This window comes from Phocaeicola coprocola (genome assembly GCF_041333015.1).
GTDB classification, from domain to species: Bacteria; Bacteroidota; Bacteroidia; order Bacteroidales; family Bacteroidaceae; genus Phocaeicola; species Phocaeicola coprocola.
Window position 1 is genome coordinate 2027604 of the sequence record NZ_JBGKGM010000001.1, and the last position, 17801, is coordinate 2045404.

The 17801-nt window shown below is 38.3% G+C and carries 8 protein-coding genes and 1 pseudogene; 8 read left to right on the forward strand and 1 reads right to left on the reverse strand.

What is annotated here, in order from left to right:
* Positions 1-182: 182 nt before the first annotated feature.
* The 4 genes from ACDG22_RS08380 (at position 183) to ACDG22_RS08395 (ending at position 7758) form a co-directional block, all read left to right on the forward strand.
* Entirely contained in the window at positions 183-1682 is a 1500-nt protein-coding gene (locus ACDG22_RS08380) for a pectate lyase (protein WP_270212623.1), read from the forward strand.
* A 12-nt stretch (positions 1683-1694) separates the two neighbouring features.
* On the forward strand, positions 1695-3563 hold the full coding sequence (locus ACDG22_RS08385) for a hypothetical protein (protein ID WP_007564870.1): 1869 nt from the start codon (positions 1695-1697) through the stop codon (positions 3561-3563).
* Between the two features lie 166 nt (positions 3564-3729).
* On the forward strand, positions 3730-6258 hold the full coding sequence (locus ACDG22_RS08390) for a glycoside hydrolase family 88 protein (RefSeq protein ID WP_270669209.1): 2529 nt from the start codon (positions 3730-3732) through the stop codon (positions 6256-6258).
* 45 nt (positions 6259-6303) lie between these two features.
* On the forward strand, positions 6304-7758 hold the full coding sequence (locus ACDG22_RS08395; RefSeq protein WP_085960410.1) for a glycoside hydrolase family 28 protein: 1455 nt from the start codon (positions 6304-6306) through the stop codon (positions 7756-7758).
* 264 nt (positions 7759-8022) lie between these two features.
* Here ACDG22_RS08395 and ACDG22_RS08400 read toward each other — a convergent pair.
* Positions 8023-8499 (reverse strand): annotated as a pseudogene (locus ACDG22_RS08400) (hypothetical protein); the annotation flags it as partial.
* A 287-nt stretch (positions 8500-8786) separates the two neighbouring features.
* Between ACDG22_RS08400 and ACDG22_RS08405 the strand changes: the two are divergent.
* The 4 genes from ACDG22_RS08405 to ACDG22_RS08420 all read left to right on the forward strand — a co-directional run bounded on the left by ACDG22_RS08405 (position 8787) and on the right by ACDG22_RS08420 (position 17700).
* Complete coding sequence (locus ACDG22_RS08405; protein ID WP_270669153.1) at positions 8787-12029, forward strand: SusC/RagA family TonB-linked outer membrane protein; 3243 nt, start codon at positions 8787-8789, stop codon at positions 12027-12029.
* A gap of 15 nt (positions 12030-12044) precedes the next feature.
* Positions 12045-14012: a RagB/SusD family nutrient uptake outer membrane protein gene (locus tag ACDG22_RS08410; RefSeq protein WP_007564862.1), complete on the forward strand. Its 1968-nt coding sequence runs from the start codon at positions 12045-12047 to the stop codon at positions 14010-14012.
* A 137-nt stretch (positions 14013-14149) separates the two neighbouring features.
* A complete protein-coding gene (locus ACDG22_RS08415) occupies positions 14150-15412 on the forward strand; it encodes a pectate lyase (RefSeq protein WP_235776931.1) in 1263 nt (420 codons plus the stop codon).
* A gap of 179 nt (positions 15413-15591) precedes the next feature.
* Positions 15592-17700 carry a hypothetical protein gene (locus ACDG22_RS08420; RefSeq protein ID WP_007564857.1) on the forward strand — a complete coding sequence of 703 codons (2109 nt, stop codon included), beginning with the start codon at positions 15592-15594 and terminating at the stop codon, positions 17698-17700.
* Positions 17701-17801: the final 101 nt, after the last annotated feature.

A 17801-nucleotide genomic window follows, 5' to 3' on the forward strand; every position in this document is an offset into this window, starting at 1 on the left:
GGTTTTTGTGATAAGCTATAATCTATGTGTCTGTTATGGTGAATTGTGGACCTTTTGTACGCCATTTATTAAATATTATCCATTTGAATGATATTGCATATTAAGTGTATTGTATTCCATTAGAAAAAAAACTTGTTTAGCTTAATTTGGTTTTCGTTGAATTTATCAAATTATTAAGTACTATGAAAATTGATTTATTTGGATTGCCAACAAAAACAATAGTTTTTTTATTGGGTTTTGCTACATGTAATATGGGATGTAGTGATGAAGTGGTAATAAAAGAAGATGTTTATGTGAAAGACACAGAGGGAGTTTTTCCTGATTATGGTGAAGTCTTAGCATTTCCTGGTGCTGAAGGGTATGGACGTAAGACAACAGGAGGACGTGGAGGTGAAGTGTATCATGTTACTAATTTAAATGATTCTGGAGAAGGCTCACTGAGGGATGCTGTAAGTAAGCCTAATCGTATTATTATTTTTGATGTTTCGGGTATTGTAAGATTAGAATCAGCTTTGGTTATTAATCAGCATAATTTGACGATTGCAGCTCAAACAGCTCCAGGAGATGGTATTGTTCTTTATGGGGATCGTGTATCTTTTTCAGGTGCAAAAAACCTTATTTGTAGATATCTTCGTATACGTATGGGAATGAATGGACCGAAGGGAAAGGATGCTGCAGGATTGGCTGATGGAACTGATATGATTTTTGATCATTTGTCTGTTACATGGGGACGAGATGAAAATTTTTCGATAAATGCTGGTGGTAAGGCAGATAATATTACCATTCAAAATTCAATTATAGGACAGGGGTTACAAAATCATTCTTGTGGAGGGCTTATTCAAACAGATGTAGATCATGGCATAACACTTTATCGTAATCTTTATATTGATAATAAGACCCGTAATCCTAAAGTAAAAGGATTAAATCAATTTGTAAATAATGTTGTATATAATTGGGGGAATGGAGCTGCCTATAATATGGGAGGAGATTCAGAAGGAGAGTCTGAAACAACCATAGAAGATAATTATTTTATTGTAGGATTGTGCAATAATTGGATGAATGTAAGAAATGAAGAGACTCAAGAAATAGAATTAAAAAATATTCCTGTGACTCCGACCCCTCCTTTTATAGGGGCAAATAGAGATTATAGGGCATATTTTAAAGGTAATTATTATGATTATAATAAGGATGGTGTTTTAAATGGTATAGAATTGACTGAAAATAATTATCCGGAGTTTTGTGAAAAAGAAACTTTTGATGAGGAAACAGGTAAATATTCTGGAATGCCGACTTTTTTATCTACTCCATCCATAAAACATAATTCCATATTAGGACAGACTTCTGCGGAAGAAGCCTATAAATGGATTGTAAAGTATGTAGGAGCTTGTCTTCCTGTGCGTGATGAAGTTGATGCCTATTTGATTGATGAATTAACTTCATTGGGTATAAAAGGCACAATAATTCAAGATGAGAGAGATAAAAAGCAATACCCATTGGGAGGACCAGGAAAAATTATGGAAGGTGAAAAAGCTCCAGATACTGATGGTGATGGCATGCCTGATTCTTTTGAGGAACAATATGGATTGGATAAAAATGACCCTACAGATGCTTCTATGATTGCAAATAATGGCTATACCAATATTGAAAATTATATTTTTACACTAGATGCTCAGATAAAATAAATTTATACAGAAATGAAAACATATATAAAATATTGTGCGTTTATAATGGCTGCTTTTTGCAGTTGCACAGAAGATAAGACTATAGTTGAGGAAATAATTCATAAGCAACCGGTTGCTTTTTCTTTTAATCAAGCTGTTGAAAAAGAATTACAGATTGATTTTAAGGCTGGGGATTTAATAGGAGTAAATGAACAAACTTGTACTATGTTAGCGAATGGGCAAATTAGTTTATATGAAATACCTGCAACTGCTGATTATATTGTTTACCATCCGTATGATGCTAAATTCTCAGAAAAAAATATTGAATTTAATATACCTGAACAGCAAGAGTTTGAAGAGAAAGGGGTTAATCCTGCTTCATTTCCTCTTTATGCTATTACTAATAATGAAGGTTTTGACAATTTAGTAATGAATCCTGTTTGTGGTAGTTTAAAAGTGACCGTACCGGCAGCTGATGAAGGCTTTACTTCGGTAACCTCTGTTACAATAAAAAGTAAAGAAGATGTGTTGGTTAATGATTTAGTTGTGAATCCTTCAACTAATGAAATTGTACAGAAAGGGGAAGGTTTCCATTCAGTAACTTTAAAAGGTAATATAGATTTGACTGAAGGTAAAGATTTATATTTTGTACTTCCATCTATAACTTTTAGTGAAGATCTTGAAATTGTTTTTCATTCAGTTAAAGGAGAAGGAACTGCGATTGTAAATGTAAAAGGTAAATCGATAGAAAAGGGAAAGATACTTTCTATATCTGTTGGAGCAATAAACTGGTTAGCCACCTCTAATTATTATGGAAAATCTAATTCCATTATTGTAGCTCCAGGTACGAGAACTGTTACAGTAGATTGTACACCATATTATACAACAGATATAAATTATTCTTATGAAAATATTCTGGCTGATAATGATAAGTTGCCTTTGTCTGCTAAATTATTATGGAATGATGTTTCAACAAATTTTGTTACAAAGGTAACATTAGCCGATGATAGAAAATCATTTCTTGTTGATTTAAATGGAGAATGTGGAAATGCTGTAGTTGCTATTTATGATAATATAAATCCAGATGCAGAAGAAGCGAATGTTCTTTGGTCTTTCCATATATGGGTAACAGAAATAAATGAACATAATTTAGGTACTAATATAAAAGGAAATAATTATATAGTTTTAGATCGTAATTTGGGTGCTGTATGTACTATACCAGGAGATACTAGATCTATTGGACTATTGTATCAATGGGGGCGTAAAGATCCATTTGTAAGTACTTCTGAATTTGGAATGAATACGAAATCAGTGTTATATAATCAGGATGGGGTTGTAAAAGAGAGTTCTCAAAAGTCGGATAATAGTAAAGGAACAATAGAATATGCTATAAAAAATCCGATGACTTACATTGTTGATGGAAATTCAAAAAGTAATACTTCTCAGTTGCCCTATCAGTATGCATACGATTGGATGCAATATGCAGATGATGCTCTCTGGGGAAATCCTTATGGGTATGAATTTCCTGATGCTTCTCTTTTAAAGAAATCTATTTATGATCCTTGTCCAGAAGGGTATATGGTTGCTCCCCGTGACACTTGGATGACTGCTGACAGTGAGAAACTTATATTTGATGATAATGGAAGTTGGGATGTTGCAAATCTGGGCTATTTATTAATTTATAATGGGCAAACAATGTGGTATCCTGTAACAGGAGTACGTAGTGCTAGAGGAGGAGGATTAACTGCTTGTAATGAATATGGTTGTTGCCTGTTTAGTTCTCCAGATGGAAATAAAAATGCAAAGGCTCCTTTTATAAAAATAATGAAAAGTGGAGTTGAAAAAAGTGCGGATAGAAGGGCAAATGCTTATCCTGTACGTTGTGTGAGAATTATAAAATAAAAAAACATCCTGACTTCTATAATAATTTTATATAGAAGTCAGGATGTTTTTTTATGTCTGTGAACCTGTTTCCATGTAAACGTACTATTTTATATGGAAAGATATACATTCAGCCTGTATATTTGCGTCTGTACTATTTGAATAATGAACAACTATTAAAAACACGATGAAGAAAAAATTCTATTGTCTATGTATGGGGATGTTACTGGGTATATCTTCGGTTGAGGCTAAAGTGACACTTCCTTCCATTATTTCCGACAATATGGTTCTGCAGGCACAGACCAAAGTCTGTATATGGGGTAAGGCTACTCCAGGTGAAAACATTTCGGTTGCACCTTCCTGGAATGAAAAAAGCATTAGCACTACGGCTGGAAAAGACGGACGCTGGAGGGTATATATATCTACACCCAAAGCGTCAGACAATCACTCCCTGACAGTTAAAGGAGAAAATGTCATTACTATACGTAATGTATTGATCGGTGAAGTCTGGCTTTGTACAGGACAGTCTAACATGGAGTTTCCCGTAGCCCATGACCCGAAGGTGAAGTGGAAAACCGGTATGCTGGGTGAAGCGGAAGTAATGAAAGATGCAGATTATCCCGAAATACGTTTGTTTCATGTAGAGCATCAGCTGGCCCACGAAAAAGAACAGGATGACTGTACTGGTAAATGGGTTGTCTGTTCTCCCGAAAATATACGTGACTTTTCGGCTGTAGGGTTTGTATTTGGAAAGAAACTGCATAACGAACTGGGAGTTCCTGTCGGGTTGATTCAGTCTACATGGGGAGGTACACATGCTGAATCGTGGACTTCTATGGAAGTAATGAAAGATGATACTTTATATAGTGATGTCCTTCAGCAGTTTGCTTTGAAAAATGTGAAACGTAATAAAGACTATTGTAAAGTACCTTCTACGCTTTGGAACGGAATGATAGCTCCTATTGCCGGATATACGGTAAGAGGAAACATCTGGTATCAGGGAGAATCTAATTCTATTCGCGCTGAAAAGTATCAGCAGGTTTTCACCAATATGATAAATTCCTGGCGTGAACGGTGGGGGCAATCAGACATGCCTTTCTATTTTATGCAGATAGCTCCTCATTACAGACAGCCGGCCGAGATTCGCGAAGCACAGTTGAAGACCTGGCGTGAGAGCGGACTGAAAAATGTTGGAATGGCGGTTGTGGTAGATGCTGCCGATTCTACGGATATTCATCCGCGTAACAAACGTGTGGCAGGCGAGCGGCTGGCTGCATGGGCATTGGCAAAGCAGTATGGGAAAAAAGTGGCCTATTCGGGACCTGTGTATAAAAAGATGAAGATTGATGGGAGCAGAGTGATATTGAGCTTTGATTATACGGAAGGTGGCTTGAAAACCCTTGATGGAGGTGATGTAAAAGGCTTTTTCATATCCGGAGAAGATGAGCGTTTTTATCCGGCACAGGCTGTTATAAAAGGAAATAAGCTGGAGCTTACTTCAGACAAAGTAATGCGTCCCGTTGCAGTGAGATATGGTTGGGGAACTTTCTTCCGGGTAAATCTTTGTAACGGAGCAGGTATACCTGCAGTTCCTTTCCGTACAGATTGCTTTGCTCCTGAAAAGGCTTCGCGGAAGTTTGCCGATTCAGAGATGCGCCGTTTCCCTCAGGCATGGCAGCTGGATCATGGTAAACGTCTTTTCTTCGGGTATGCTCAGGGGGTAGGATGCTGTGCGATGCTTGACATGTGGAAAGCTACTGGTGATAAACGCTACTTCGATTATGTAGAAGAGTGGGGGGATACGATAATCAACGATAAAGGAGAAATATATAAGTATGATATGGCTACTTATAATCTCGATTTTATCAATCCGGGAAAAGTATTATTCGATCTTTATCGTGAAACACATGATGTTAAGTATAAGAAAGCGATGGACGTGTTGGTTAAGCAACTCGAACATCACCCTCGTACTTTAAAAGGTGGATTTTGGCATAAACTTGTCTATCAGCATCAGATGTGGCTGGATGGTTTGTATATGGCCTCTCCTTTTCTGGCTCAATACGGTGCGGAGTTCAATCGTCCGGATTTAATAGATGAGGCGGTGAAACAGTTCAGACTTTGTCATGAGTATACGTATGACGCTCGGACCGGATTGTATTATCATGCCTGGGATGAAAGTAAATCTCAACGTTGGGCTAATCCGGAAACGGGACATTCGCCTAATTTCTGGGGACGCAGCATTGGCTGGTGGTTTATGGCTCTTGTGGATGCTCTCGATTATATTCCTGAGAATCATCCGGGGCGGGCAGATATGATCGGTTGGATTCAGGGACTTGCTGAAACGCTTCCAAAGTATCAGGACAAGAATGGCTTGTGGTATCAGGTTATTGATCAGCCCAAACGGGAAGGCAATTTTCCAGAAGCTTCTGTAACGAGCCAGTGTATGTATGCATATGCCAAGGCGGTAAATAAGGGATACATTGACAAGAAGTATCGGGCGGTTGCAGAAAAGGCTTTTAAAGGATTGAATGACAAATTGATGCGTGAAAATGCGGATGGTACTTTAACCTTGACTCGCTGCTGTCAGGTAGGAGGTTTGGGAGGTAATCCTTACCGTGACGGAAGTTTTGAATATTATATAGGAGAAAAAATGCGTGATAACGACGCAAAGGCAACCGGTCCTTATATCATGGGATGTTTGCAATTAGGATATTAAAAGAATGAGTGAAAAATGAAAAAAGTATTTGTATTTTTATCTTGTATGTGGCTGGCTGTGAATGTGTTGTTGGCAGAGGAGCCATATAAATATGAGTATCTTTATAAAGATTTACCGTTTGAGATGCCTCGTGTTAAGGCTCCGGTTTTTCCGGATAATGAGGTTAACCTGAAAGATTTTGGGGCTGTTGGCGACGGTATGCATCTTTGTACTGAAGCATTTGCCAAGGCTATTGATGCTTTGGATAAAAAAGGAGGTGGAAAATTAACAGTTCCGGCTGGTGTATGGTTTACTGGTCCGATTGTTTTGAAAAGCAACATCAATTTGCATATAGAAAAAGGAGCTATTGTTTTGTTTTCTCCAGATGTCGATTTATATCCGTTGGTAGAAACGGTATTCGAAGGTTTGGATACCCGACGCTGCCAGTCGCCGATATCGGGTCGTAATCTGGTGAATGTAGCCATAACAGGTCAAGGAGCGATTGATGGGAACGGTCATTACTGGCGTCCTTTAAAGAAACAGAAAGTAACAGAGGGGCAATGGAAAGCGGCTACTTCCCGGGGAGGAGTATATAAGCGTCCCGATTACTGGTTCCCTTATCCTGAAACATTGAAAGGAGATACTATCAGTAACATGAATGTACCTCAGAATCTGAAGACAGAAGAAGAGTGGCAAAGTGTACGCCATTTCCTTCGTCCAGTGATGGTTAGCTTCATAGAATGTAAAAATGTATGGCTGGAGGGAGTAGTTTTTCAGAATTCCCCGGCATGGAATCTTCATCCGCTTATGTGCGAGAATGTTTTGATTGAGAATGTAGAAGTACGTAATCCGAGCTACGCTCAGAATGGCGATGGACTTGATTTGGAATCATGTAAAAATGCTTTAATCGTAAATTCTTCGTTTGATGTGGGTGATGACGGTATTTGTCTGAAGAGCGGAAAAGATGAAGACGGACGTCGTCGTGCTCGTGCTTGTGAGAATGTAATAGTGGACGGATGTACGGTATACAAAGGACATGGAGGTTTTGTAGTAGGAAGCGAGATGAGTGGAGGTGTACGTAACATCTCTGTCAACAACTGTCAGTTTTTAGGCACAGACGTTGGACTTCGTTTCAAGAGCAAGCGAGGTCGCGGTGGAGTTGTAGAGAATATATGGATCCGTAATATTTCGATGATTGATATTCCGACCGAACCAGTAACCTTTAATCTTTATTATGGAGGCAAATCGGCTGTTGAAGTTCTGGAAAGCGGTGAAGTAGTTCCTGTAAAAGTTGCTCCAATGCCGGTAGATGAAACAACTCCCTGTTTCCGGAATATCCATATTGAACATCTGACCTGTTCAAATGCACGCCGGGCTATGTATTTTAATGGAATACCCGAGATGCCTATAGATGGTATTACATTGAAACATATACGTATCAGTGCAAAGAACGATGCTGAATTTTATTATTGCAAGAATATTCATAAAGAAGATGTAAAGATAGAATTGTTGGTAAAATAGAGATAATATTAAATCTTGTTTTCGAGCCTGAAGATGCCGTGAGGCATTTTCAGGCTTTTTCGTATGCTCGGCATGAGTATTAGCTAACGGGTGCAAGTCCCCAATGAGCCCTAATAGCGGGAATCATACAGCCAAAAGCAAGGGTGTCCATCGCGAGTTGGAATCTGAAAGAAGCTGGCGGCAAACATCTGGTCTGACGAACAGAAACTTCATATAAGGCATATGACCGTGGGTAAGGTTGCGAAACAAACTAAAGCCCTATAGCTATTCGGGACGGTTAGTGTAAATGGAGCAGACATAAGATTGAAAGTTAATACCCTTATCCGAGGATGTCTCACGGACATATGGTGAGGATGAATGATTCGAAGTACCATGATGGAGTAAAGCTTGCCGTGAGAAGTCAGCAGAGGTCGTAGTACCCAAGGCATGTATGCCTATAGGGAAGGACCAAACTTTATTTAAACGGCATAACTGAAAACTACCGTTTGTTGGAACGAATGCATAAAACCAAAACAGAAGTATTGGGCTACCTTTAAAGAGATAGGACGGAATCCGAAGGGTATAAAGGAGCGCAGACCTACAAATGGATGGTTGAAGAAGATGTCGTGGAAGTGTCTTTCGAAGAATACGAAAGGCATCCATAGTAAAGAACCGCCGTATGCCGAACGGCACGTACGGTGGTGTGAGAGGTCGGAAAACGAAAGTAGGAAGAAAACTACTTCGTTTTCCTCCTACTCGATTTTTGAAAGATCTATAGTTTGTTGATTTTTATCTTGTTTGTTTACTAATTTTTACATGTGAATAGATTAAGGACCTATTTCTTAAGTCCAAATGTATTATGTGAAATAGGATAAATTCGTTTTTATACTTGGTTTCATGTTGTTATGTAGATATTATATTGAATATTAGTTACATGTACAGTTTTATAGGTAAACGTACAATTTTATATGCATAAATTATGTGGATTTCATAGCTTTGTAATGTAAAAAAAATCAATTAATAATTAATTTATGTATTACTAATCAACTATGAGAAGCGTACAAAAAAATCTCTACTTATTAATTATTTTGTTAATAAGTTTTCCTTTGAATGTTCTTGCTCAGAACAAAACAATTACTGGTACAGTAAGGGATGTGAATGATGTAGTCATCGGAGCTTCTGTAACAATAAAAGGACAATCTTCTGTTGGTACTATTACGGATATGGATGGAAATTACACACTGTCTGTTCCGGCATCGGCGAAAGAACTGACTTTCTCTTATATTGGTTACGAGACACAAACTGTAGCAATAAAGGGACGTACACAGATTAATGTGACATTGAAAGAAAGCAGTCAAATGTTGGAAGAAGTTGTTGCAATTGGTTATGCTAAAGTTAAACGTAAAGATTTGACCGGCTCTTCTGTTTCAGTTGGTGCGAATGATTTGAAGATGTCACCTGTTAGTACGGCTGCGCAAGCTTTAGCTGGTAAAGCTGCGGGTGTGAATATTGTTCAGCAGAGTGGAGCTCCAGGTTCTGAAATTAATATTACAGTTCGTGGTGGAACATCTATAACTCAAGGAACACAACCTTTATATATTGTTGATGGTTTCCAGATGGAAAATGGTTTGCAGAATGTCGATATTAATGATATCGAAAGCATTGATGTTATGAAAGATGCTTCTGCAACGGCTATTTATGGAGCACGCGGTTCTAACGGTGTTATTTTGATTACTACTAAATCTGGTAAATCTGGCAAGACTGAGGTTTCTTACAATGGTTTCGTAAGCTTTGATCATCTTGGCAAAAAATTAGATCTGCTGGGAGTTGAGGATTATGTGAAATATCAGTATGAATTCCAGTTATTGAGAAGCAATCAGAGCAGCTTTGCTAATTTGTTTGGCGGCAATATTAATGATGCTGATTTTTATACTGGAGCATATAGTCGTATTCATGATAATTATGGAAGTCGTGAAGGCATTGACTGGCAGGATGAAGTTTTTGGCTCTACTGGTATTACACAAAATCATAATGTTAATATCACTGGTGGTACTGAAAAAACAAAATACATGATTAGCTATAATTATACAGATGAAAATGGTATTATGGCAAAGCATGGTTATCAGAAAAATAGTATTCGTGCTAAAGTGAATCATGAATTATGGAAGGGAGTTCGTTTTGATTTTTCTTCTAGCCTTCAGATGACTAAAGTTGAAGGTGGAGGTAGTTTGGGTGGTAAACTGAAGCAAACTATTTTGCAGCCGGTTACAGGTGGTGTACAGTTTACTAACGAACAGATGCTTAGCCAAGATTTGTCAGAAGCATATTCTGATATGCCAGGAGCAGATAATTATGATATTAATAACCCTTTGCTGGATAATGAAGCAATTGATCAGGAAAAATACACTCGTTTTGCTACTGTAAATGCTGGTATCGAAATTGATATCATAAAGAATTTGACTTGGCGTACTGCAGCCAGCTATATGTGGCAGCAGGTGCGGGAAGATTATTGGGATAATGGTTCTACTCGTCAGGCTGATGCTAATCAGAGTCCTTATGGTTACGGCTATCGTAATAATGATGAAAAATATTCATGGCAGGTAACTAATACATTAAACTATGCCTTCGACTTAGATGACCATGCTCATGATTTTAATATATTGTTAGGTCAGGAAACTTGGTATACAGAATCAATGAATTTGGATAATGAGTACCGTAAATTTACAGATGGTAATTTTGGACTGAATGATGTGAGCATGGGTGAACCTTATACATGGAAGTCTGGTAAGAGTCGTGAAGGTTTGGTATCTGTATTTGGTCGTCTTTCTTATAACTTTAAGGAACGTTATTTGTTTACTGGAACATTACGTGCTGATGGCTCTTCCAAATTCGCAAAAGGAAATCAGTGGGGAATTTTCCCTTCTGCATCTGCTGCATGGCGTATTTCTGAAGAAGCTTTCTTAGAAGATGTTGATTTTCTGGATAACTTGAAGCTTCGTGTTGGTTATGGTACAGCTGGTAATAATAATGTCGATAATAACATGTATGCTACAAGCTATGGATCTGGACATTATGGTATTAATGGAAGTGATTACATTACTTATGTACCGGGATCTACACTTGGTAATTCTAACTTGAAATGGGAAAAAACAACAACTACAAATGTTGGTTTGGATATATCGGTATTGGGAAGCCGCGTAAATCTGTCAGTTGATTTCTATAATAATGAGTCTTCAAATCTTTTGATTAAGAATAAGATTCCAACTTCAACAGGATATAGTGACCAGTATCAGAATATTGGTGCTATCCGTAACCGTGGTGTAGAATTGGTATTGAATACAACTAATATTCGTACGAAAGATTTTACTTGGAATACTGATTTTAATATCGCTTTCAACCGTTCTAAAGTACTTGAACTTTACGGTAATAAAGAAACTAATTACTTTATCCAAGATTATGAAAGTCGCATGGGATACAAGATAGAAGTTGGTAAACCATTGGGACAGTTCTATGGATTAGTATATGATGGAATTTATACAACAGATGATTTTGTTCAACAGCCAGATGGAACCTATATGTTAAAAGACGGCGTTCCATCATTGAAAGGATTTGATCGTTCACAAGTAAAACCTGGTGATGCTAAGTATGTTCCACAAACAGGTGAAGTAGATGAAAATGGAAATCCTGTATGGTCTACAAACGACCGTACTGTGATAGGTAGCGCTGCACCTAAGTTTACTGGTGGTATGAATAATACATTCAGATACAAAGGTTTTGATTTATCTGTATTTATGAATTTCTCATTTGGTAATGATGTCTTCAATATGAGTACTCAGCGCTTTATCGGTCCTTATCTGTCAAATCAGAACTCTTTGGCGATAATGAATAATCGTTTCACATTGATTGATCCGGCTACCGGTAAAGAAGCTACTGATTTGGTGCGTTTGGCTGAATTGAATCCTGGACAATACGGTGATGACATTATGTGGAATATTTCTCAGAATAATAAAACAGCTATCAGTGATCATAGCAGTTATTATATTGAGGATGGTTCTTACTTACGTTTTAGTACGATTACTTTAGGTTATACATTCCCTAAAGCTTGGATTCAGAATTTGAAATTAAATAATGCAAGAGTTTATTGCACACTGAATAATATTGCTACAATTACAGGATATAGCGGTTATGATCCTGAAGTTTCTGCTGAAGGTGGTGCATTGACTCCGGGTATTGATAATTCTTCTTATCCACGTTCTAAGAGCTGGGTTGTTGGCGTAAATTTAACATTCTAATAGCATTTTATAAATATGAAAAAGATAATAAATATTGTAGGCGTATCGGCACTATTATTTACATGCGCTTCGTGTCAAGACTGGTTGGATATGCCTTCAGAATCAAAGGCTGATAGTTCTTCTGTTTTCGAAACAGTTGGTCGTGCAGAAATGGCCGTTGTTGGTGCATATCCTAATATTCATACTCAGGAACTGGGATATCAGTTGTTGGAAGGTACAGATGAGGCTAGTTCTTCGGAAACAAACTCCAAATACAATGTTTCTAATTATGACTATACTTCGACTTCTTCTATGTTGAGTTCTACCTATACAAACATGTATAAGGCTATTGAATATGTGAATGTCTGCATAAAGAATATTCCTTCGATGAAAGTTGCTGAGAGTGAGCAGAAAAAATTAAATTCTTTATTGGGAGAAGCTTTGGCTATTCGTGCATATGCATATTGGAATATTGTACGTTTTTATGGTGATGTTCCGTATACTGATATTCCAACATCCGATTTGACTACTTTCTCTTCTTCTCGTGTAAGCCGTGATACAATTTACGATCATTGTGTCAGAGATTTGCAACAAGCTATCGATTTACTACCTTGGCAAAGTGAAGGAATGGTTTCAACTCCTGAACGTTTTACAAAGAATTCTGCTTATGGTATTTTAGCTCGTGTTGCTTTGTATGCTGCTGGATATTCTTTGCGCTGGGATTTGAGTACTGTTCCGTATAATGCTTCTACAGTTCGCATTGCACAACGTGAAGATAAAGCTCGTATCCATGAATTGTATCAAATAGCAGCAGATGCATGTAAAGCTGTTATTACTCAAAAAGAAAATGGACTTTTGGATAATTATGATGAGGTCTTTCGTGATTTGTGTACGAAACAGTACAATGAAGAAACCATGTTGGAATATGGATGGTATGGAGCAAATTCTTCGGATGTTCGTACTGGTTATGTAAATGGTATTCCGACGAATGGTTCTGGAGGTACGTTTGGTAAAGGCGGTGCACAAATGATAACAATGCCTACATTCTATTTTGAATTTGATGAAGGTGACCAGCGTCGCGATGTTTCAATCTGTAATTATGGTTTGTACACAGACGGTACATATCAGATGAATACATATATAGGATCAGGAGTTGGTAAATACCGCATTAACTGGTGTAAGAGCAGAGGTACTTCCGACAGTCGTCGTGATATAAACTTCCCGCTGTTGCGTTATTCTGATGTGTTGTTGATGTATGCGGAAGCTTTAAACGAGTTAAATAATGGTCCTACATCGGATGCTATTGATGCGTTTAAGCAGGTACGTATGCGTGCTTTTAAATATGATGAAAGTAAGATAGGAACAATACCATCTGATTATGAAGGATTTAAAAATGCAATAATTCAGGAACGCAAATTGGAACTTTCTCATGAGTCTCTTCGTAAAACAGATTTGACACGTTGGGGTATCTTATATGAACATCTTACTGCCGAAAAAGAAAAATTGTATCAGTTGGCAAATAGAGAAGGTAAATATGCTAATGTAGATGTATATCGTGCTTACAAAGGTGGTACGGCAGTTTATCAGGACCCGACTATTGCATTGCCATATATTTCAATTAAAGAAAGTGATTTTGTAACTATGGGACTAACTGCTGATGAAATAGCTAAACTGAATATTTTGAATGATAATGTAAATGGAGGTTTCTTGGAAAAAGAATTTTACGAAGATGAAGCAGGTAATGTTTATTTCTCTGAAAATTCAGCTCCAGCTGGAACTAAGTTGACTCCAGTTACTTATACTATCTTGAATATGTTTGGCTGCCATACTATTAAGAGCAAAGGTGGTTTGTATGTTGATTCTAGTGAGTATGAAGATAATACATTTATAACCAGAATGTTCTATGGATTACAGAAAAATATGGTTGAAATATTACCCTTCAGTACAACAAGTATTATTGATGTGAATCCTGGATTGGCAGGTCAGCAGCATCCATGTTATTAATCTTGTAAAATAAGAAATGAAAAGGCAGGATTGGAGATATATCCCTAATCTTGCCTTTTTTAATATTGTTTCTGATTAGCTATATGTTTATAGATATGTTTTTTAAAAGAATTGGGTTTCTATACATTCTGTTGGGGATGTTTAGCTATGTTCAAGCACAGCACCTGGCTTTCCCCGAAGCAGAAGGTTATGGAAAATATACGGTAGGAGGAAGAGGTGGAAAAGTGATAAAAGTCACTAATCTGAACGATTCCGGTAAGGGAGGTTTTCGGGAAGCCGTAGAGCAGAGCGGGGCTAGAATTGTTGTTTTCGATGTAGATGGTACGATTGAATTGAAAACTCCTCTACGTATCAATCATGATAGTATTACGATTGCCGGTCAGACCGCACCGGGAGATGGGATTTGTCTAAAAGATAATCCTTTAATTGTGAATGCAAGCGAAGTAATCATACGCTATATTCGTGTCAGGGTAGGTGATAAATATAAAACTGACGCTGACGGTATAGGTGGAGGACGTTACGGACAGCATCATGTTATTCTGGATCATCTGACCTCTAGTTGGTCGATTGATGAATGTTTGTCGATTTATAAGACTAAGAACCTGACGGTACAGTGGTGCATGATTAACCAGAGTCTTACATGTTCTGTTCATACCAAAGGATGTCATGGCTTTGGAGGTATATGGGGTGGCTATAAAGCGACATTTCATCACAATTTATTGGCAAATCATTCTAGTCGTAATCCGAGATTTTCATCGGTTGATAGCACGAAAATGGTAGATTTCCGTAATAATGTTGTCTTTAACTGGGGATTTAAGGCGGCTTATGGAGGCGGACGTTATGGTGAAATTAATATGGTAGCCAACTATTATAAACCAGGGCCTGGTACTCAATGTCCTTATAAACTGTTGGATGTAGCTGAAGACGGTACAGGAAAATATTATATAAGTGGTAATATATTAGAAGAGAATGTAGCAGTTTCTCAAGACAACAGAAAAGGTGTTTTTGGCAAAGATTCGCTTGCTTGTCTGGTTAGTCTTCCTTTTGCATACGAGACTATTCAGGAGGATACACCTCAGGAAGCATATCGTAGAGTATTGGAACAAGCTGGTTGCAGCCTGGTACGTGACAATTATGACAGCGAAATAGTGAGTCAGATAAAACGAGGTATTTCATTATATGGAAAGAATGGCTTTATTGACACACCCGCTCAAGCAGGAGGCTGGCCTGAATTGAGAAAAGGTACTCCTCTACAGGATAGTGATGGCGACGGTATGCCTGATAAGTGGGAAAAAGAGCATAAATTAAATCCGCAGGATGCTGGTGATGCTTCATCTTTTACGATTTGCAAATATTACACTAATATTGAACTGTATATTAATGGCTTGGTGAAATACTAACTAATCTGAATGGATTTTTTATTTAAATGAGTATGATATTCGTGCATTTGTATATTTTTCTAGTAGAATGTACATTATTCTATGTAGGATTTTGTTTAGATGTTTTATATTCGCAATGTACATAAATATGCTATTATTCAAGGTTCTACATTAATTTAAAGAAATAAAATTAAGAATACATGAAAAAACTGATTTATTCACTTGCTGCCCTGACTTTAGCGGCGTGCAGCGCTGAAAAACAAGAACCTATCGACCGTCCTGCGCTGGTTACTCGCAATAATCCCTCTGTGACGGCAGTAGATTCACTGGCATCTTTGTCTGTTGGTAATGGAGAGTTTGCTTTTACAACGGATATTACCGGACTACAAACATTTCCCGACGTATATAAAAATGGTGTACCTTTAGGAACACAGAGTCAGTGGGGCTGGCATAGTTTTGCTAACCCTGATGGATATAAGCCGGAGGATGCCTGGAGAGAATACGATTTTGGCCGTGGACATAAGGAGATATATTCTTGTCAATTTAAAGAAGAAGGACGTCAACGTGAGGCATCCAATTGGCTTCGTGTTAATCCTCATCGTTTGCATTTGGGAATTGTGGGATTGGAACTGGAAGAGGGTGTTACGGCTTCTCAGTTGCAGAATATCCAGCATAAACTGGATATGTGGAATGGAGAGGTGAGCAGTAGTTTCAGTATTTCGGACGTTCCGTACTATGTGCAGACTGTTTGTCATCCGGAATATGATATGATTGCTGCCCGTGTTTCATCTCAGTTACACCCTGGAATAAAATTCCATTTCCCTTATCCTACAGGTGGACATTGTGATGATGCGTGTAACTGGAATGCAAACGATAAACATACTACTACTCTTGTCAGTCAAGACGAGCAGTCGGCAGTACTGAAGCGTGAACTTGATGCTACAACTTACTATGTAACTATCCGTTGGGAAGGAAAAGCTACATTGGCAGAGAAGAGTAAAAACTATTTTGTATTGACACCTGCTGATACTGTTCTGGCCTTTACTTGTCAGTTTACTCCGGAGGAATCCAAGACTCCTGCTGTTACATTTGCTGAAGCGGAGAAGGCTTCGTCCGAATATTGGAATAACTTCTGGAATAAAGGTGGGGTAGCTGATTTCTCTCTCTGTACCGATCCTAGAGCAAAAGAACTGGAGCGTCGTGTTGTTTTGAGTCAATACCTGCTTGCAATTCAGTGTGCAGGTTCTACTCCTCCACAAGAAACAGGGCTTACTTATAATTCTTGGTTTGGCAAGTTCCATATGGAAATGATTTGGTGGCATCAGGCACAATTCGCTTTATGGGGACATCCTGAACTGCTCGACCGTACATTGGCATGGTATCATCAGGCTGAGCCGGTTGCCCGTGAAATAGCACAACGTCAAGGATTCGAAGGAATACGTTGGATGAAGATGACAGATCCTAGCGGAATGGAAGCACCTTCCAATGTCGGAAGCTTCCTTATCTGGCAGCAGCCACATTTGATTTATCTGGCAGAGCTTCTGTATCGTGCCAATCCATCGGATGAACTGATTAAGAAATACAATGATCTGATTCAGAAGACAGCCGAGTTCATGTATTCGTTTGCTGTTTACGATAAGGAACACGACCGCTATATTCTGAAAGGAGCTATTCCTGCACAAGAAACATTGCGTGCTGCCGATACGGTAAATCCTCCGTTTGAATTGTCATACTGGTTGTTCGGTATGCAGACTGCACAGACCTGGCGCGAACGTGCCGGTATGGAGCGTGTGCCTGAATGGGATACACTGATAGAAAAGCTTTCTCCTCTTGCTTACAATGAAGATAAGTTGTATCTGGCCGCCGAAACAGCTGTCGATACATATAAGGATATCCGTTTTACATCCGATCATATGGCTGTGCTTGGAGCAGTAGGTATTTTGCCGATGAATAAGCTGGTCAATCCTGAATATATGAAGAATACGCTGAACTGGGTATGGGATAACTGGAACTGGAACAAGACATGGGGATGGGACTATCCGATGACTGCCATGGATGCTGCTCGTCTGGGTGAACCTGAGAAGGCTGTAGGGGCTTTGCTCATGGATAAGCGTACCAATACTTATTTGGTAAACGGACATAACTATCAGGACGGACGTCTGCGTGTATATTTGCCAGGCAATGGTGGATTGCTTACTGCGGTAGCGATGATGTGTGCCGGTTGGGATGGTTCTGAAGGTGTAAATCCGGGATTTCCGAAAGATGGTAAATGGAATGTGCGTTGGGAAGGTCTGAAGCCACTTCCATGATAAATTGAATATGTTTAGAGAATACGGATTAACTGGAAGTATTCAAGAGTATATGACTTCTGGTTAATCTGTATTTTTTTAGAATGAATAAAGCTATTTGA